Below are 3,517 nucleotides of genomic sequence, written 5' to 3'. Positions count from 1 at the left end.
GCTCAATCCGGCCGCCTATGCGCGCCGGCGTACTCCGCCGCATCGGCAAGCCCGCGCGCATAGGCGACCGGATTGAGCACGCCGCCGCAACGATCCATCCAGCCGCCGGCATAGCCCGGCACGCCCGTCAGGGCTTCGATTTCCTGCCGATCCAATGTGACTGCCGGCCGGCCAAGCTGTGCCCATTGCCCGGCACGTGACTTGACCTTCTCGAAGGCGGCAGGCGAATGCGCAGGCTGGATCCATCCGTTCTGCACGGCGTCGCAGTCGATGCCGTGCTGCCGGATCAGGCGGAAAACCAGGTCGGCGCTGCCGGCGGCGAAATCGATCAGCCTTTCGCCGCGCGACGGTCCGAGATGGGCCAGTATGTCGACTGGATCCATTTTGGCGAAGTTCGGCACGACAAAGCCCGCATTCCTGCCGGTCGCACCCCAGGCGATGAATTCGGCTTCGAGAACGGCGACGGAAAGGCCTTTCCCCGCCGCGTGCAGCGCGGTGGAAAGACCGGAAAAGCCACCGCCGACGATGGCCAGGTCGACAGCGAGCCCGCTCTGCAGCGCCGGCCGCTCGCGGCGGTTGCGGCTGACGGCATGCCACAGCGAAGCGCCATGCGTTTCCCGCCGAACCGTGGCATTCATGACGGCGAAATGCTCCTGGCCGTCGCCGCCTTCGCCCGCTTATCTAACCAGGACCGCCGCGGTCTGTCGCCGAATAGGCCGTTCGGCCGGATCAGCAGTATGACGCAGAGCATGACGCCGATGGCGGCGATCTGCAGCGCGGCGGCGCGAGCCTGCTGTTCCGGCGGGAAGAGGATGCTGGTCAGCGTGCCCGATCCGGCCCATATCGCCCACACCAGGATGCTGCCGATGACGGCGCCGAGATTGCTGCCGGAACCGCCGACGATCAGCATCACCCAGACCTGGAAGGTCAGGATCGGCAGATAATTGTCCGGCGCGATGAAGCCGGTGAAATGCGCCTGCAGCGCGCCGGCCAGCGCCATGATGGCGCCGCCGACGGCAAAGGCCTGGACGCGGTAGAAACGCGCGCTCTTGCCAAGCGAGATCGCCGCCCGCTCATCCTCGCGCAACGCCTTCAAGACCCGCCCCCACGGGCTGCGCGACAAATGTTCCAAGGCGAGATAGGCGATCAGCGTCACCACCGAGACCACGCCAAGGTTGGACAGGTTGAACAGCAGCGGCGTCTCGGCAAGGCTGCCGAAGGGGCGCGGAATAAAACCGATGCCGAACGGGCCGCCGGTCAGTTTCTGCGCGTTGAGCGCGACCAGTTGCACGACGACGGCGACGCCGAAGGTGGTGATCGCCAGATAGTCGGATTTCAGCCGCAGCGTTGCCATGCCGGTAAGCGCTGCAGCGATGCCGCCGACGACCATGGCGCCCGCCCAGCCGACAAGGATCGGCAGGCCGAAGCCGCCCAGCCGCGCGGCATCGTCCGGTGTGGTCAGCAGCGCCGATGTGTAGGCGCCGATGGCGACGAAGCCGGCGAGGCCGACATTGAACAGCCCGGTCAGGCCCCACTGCAAATTGAGCCCTAGCGTGACCAGCGAGAAGATCAGCGCTGTGGTCAGGAAGAAGGCGCCGTAGCCGAGCAGGTCCATCAGCGTTCCCTCACACCAAACAGGCCGATCGGCCGCACGAACAGCACCGCCATCAGGATGATGAAGGAAACGGCGGCGCGCCACTCGGCGCCGATCAACTGCACCGCACCAGCCTCGGCGAGCCCGATGATCAGGCCGCCGAGCACCGCACCGGGAATGCTGCCGATGCCGCCGAGAATGGCGGCGGCGAACATCGGCAGCAGCATGTCGAAGCCCATGAACGGGCGGATCTGCACCAGAATGCCGATCATCACGCCGGCGACGCAGGCGAGAGCGCCGCCGATGACCCAGGTGACGCGCACCACGCTGGCGACATCGATGCCGACGATGCGGGCCAGCGCCGCGTTCTGGCTCAAGGCCTGCATCGAGCGGCCGGTCTGCGTGCGCGTTATCAACAGATGCACGCCGAGCACCAGCACCGCGGTCAGCAGCAAAAGCGCGATCTGGTCGGGTGTGATGCGGATGCCGAAGCCGATCGGCATGGCGATCTGGATCGCGCGGCTGAAATAGGTCGGCCGCGAGGTGAAGGTGAATTCGAGCAGGCTTCTCAGCGCCATCGAGGCGCCGAAGCTCGCCATCACCACGATGATCGCCTGGCCTTGCGAGCGAAGCCGCGAAAACAGCACCTTGTCGAGCAGCAGCGCCAAGAGCGCGGTGAAGGCCATGCCGATAACGAGCGCAACAATGAGCGGCCAGCCGAAGGACAGCGGTGCGATCGGCGCCACCTTGCCTACTGTCGCACCGATGGCGCTGACGACGGCCAGCGTCGCATAGGTGCCCCATGCCATGAAGTCGCCATGGGCGAAGTTCGAGAAGCGCAGGATCGAATAGGTAAGCGTCACGCCGATGGCGCCGAGGCCGATCATCGAACCCGTCAGCAATCCGTCGACGACAAATTGCAGGCTCATGCCTCACCTCCTTTCCCTGCCTTAGATGGGCGCTGGCCGAGATAGAGTTCGGCGACCACCGGATCGTTCCACAATTCGGAGGCGATGCCCTCGTGCCGGTCCTTGCCTTCGACCAGGACATAGGCGCGGTCGCCGATGGCGAGCGCCGCCTTGGCATTCTGTTCGACCAGCAGGATGGTGACGCCGGACTTGCGGATGCCGGCCAGCATCTCGAACACCATCGAGACGAATTTCGGCGACAGGCCGGCCGACGGCTCGTCCAGCACCAGCACTCTGGGGTGGACGATCAGCGCCCGTGCGACAGCGAGCATCTGCCGCTGTCCGCCCGACAAATTGCCGGCGGCGGTGCGGCGCTGGCGGACGAGGTCTGGGAAGGCGGCATACATCTCCTCGATGCGGGCAGGGATTTCGCGCCGCTCGAGGACGCCGCAGGCGACCCTGAGATTGTCCTCGACCGACATCAGCGGGAAGATGTTTTCGGTCTGCGGCACGAAGGCCAGTCCAAGCCGCACCATGGTGTGGGCAGGCGCAGCGGTGATGTCCTTGCCGTCCAGAAACACCGTGCCACCGGTGATCGGGACGAGGCCGGCGATGGCCTTGATGAAGCTCGACTTGCCGGCGCCGTTGGGGCCCAGCACGACGACGATCTCGCCTTTTTTGACAGTGATCGAGGCGCCGCGCACGATCGGCACGCCGGGCTCGTAACCGGCTTCGAGGTCGCGGACTTCGAGGACGATCTCGCTCATGCCGCGCCTCCGAGATAGGCCTCGATGACACGTGGGTCGCGAGCGACTTCTTCGGCCGTGCCTTCGCTGAGCAGCTGGCCGCTCGCCATGACGAGGACGCGATGGCAAAGCCGCGTCACCATATCGATATTGTGCTCGATCAGCAGGAAGGTGATGCCACGCGCGTTGATGTCCCGGATGCGGTCGATGATGACCTCCAGCAGCGTCGCGTTGACGCCGGCCGCCGGTTCGTCGAGCAGTATGATCGC

The 3,517-nt window shown here is 65.9% G+C and carries 4 protein-coding genes and 1 pseudogene; all 5 read right to left on the bottom strand.

The features are described 5' to 3' along the window. Positions 1–2 precede the first annotated feature (2 nt). Positions 3–638, bottom strand: coding sequence for an FAD-dependent oxidoreductase (locus tag EN893_RS24575; protein ID WP_245490894.1), 636 nt, complete (start codon positions 636–638; stop codon positions 3–5). After that, positions 635–1,618: a branched-chain amino acid ABC transporter permease gene (locus EN893_RS24570; protein ID WP_164748655.1), complete on the bottom strand. Its 984-nt coding sequence runs from the start codon at positions 1,616–1,618 to the stop codon at positions 635–637. Before EN893_RS24570 ends, EN893_RS24575 begins: the two co-directional genes overlap by 4 nt. Then, positions 1,615–2,523, bottom strand: coding sequence for a branched-chain amino acid ABC transporter permease (locus tag EN893_RS24565; RefSeq protein ID WP_127271373.1), 909 nt, complete (start codon positions 2,521–2,523; stop codon positions 1,615–1,617). The genes EN893_RS24570 and EN893_RS24565 overlap by 4 nt, the downstream gene beginning before the upstream one ends. Then, on the bottom strand, positions 2,520–3,269 hold the full coding sequence (locus tag EN893_RS24560) for an ABC transporter ATP-binding protein (RefSeq protein ID WP_127272525.1): 750 nt from the start codon (positions 3,267–3,269) through the stop codon (positions 2,520–2,522). Before EN893_RS24560 ends, EN893_RS24565 begins: the two co-directional genes overlap by 4 nt. Further along, positions 3,266–3,517 (bottom strand): annotated as a pseudogene (locus tag EN893_RS24555) (ABC transporter ATP-binding protein); the annotation flags it as partial. The pseudogene EN893_RS24555 and the gene EN893_RS24560, both read right to left, overlap by 4 nt.

This window comes from Mesorhizobium sp. M7A.F.Ca.CA.004.04.2.1 (assembly GCF_004022825.1).
Taxonomy (GTDB): domain Bacteria; phylum Pseudomonadota; class Alphaproteobacteria; order Rhizobiales; family Rhizobiaceae; genus Mesorhizobium.
Note: the sequence above shows the minus strand (reverse complement) of the source record. Positions and strands in the feature narration are given on the sequence as shown.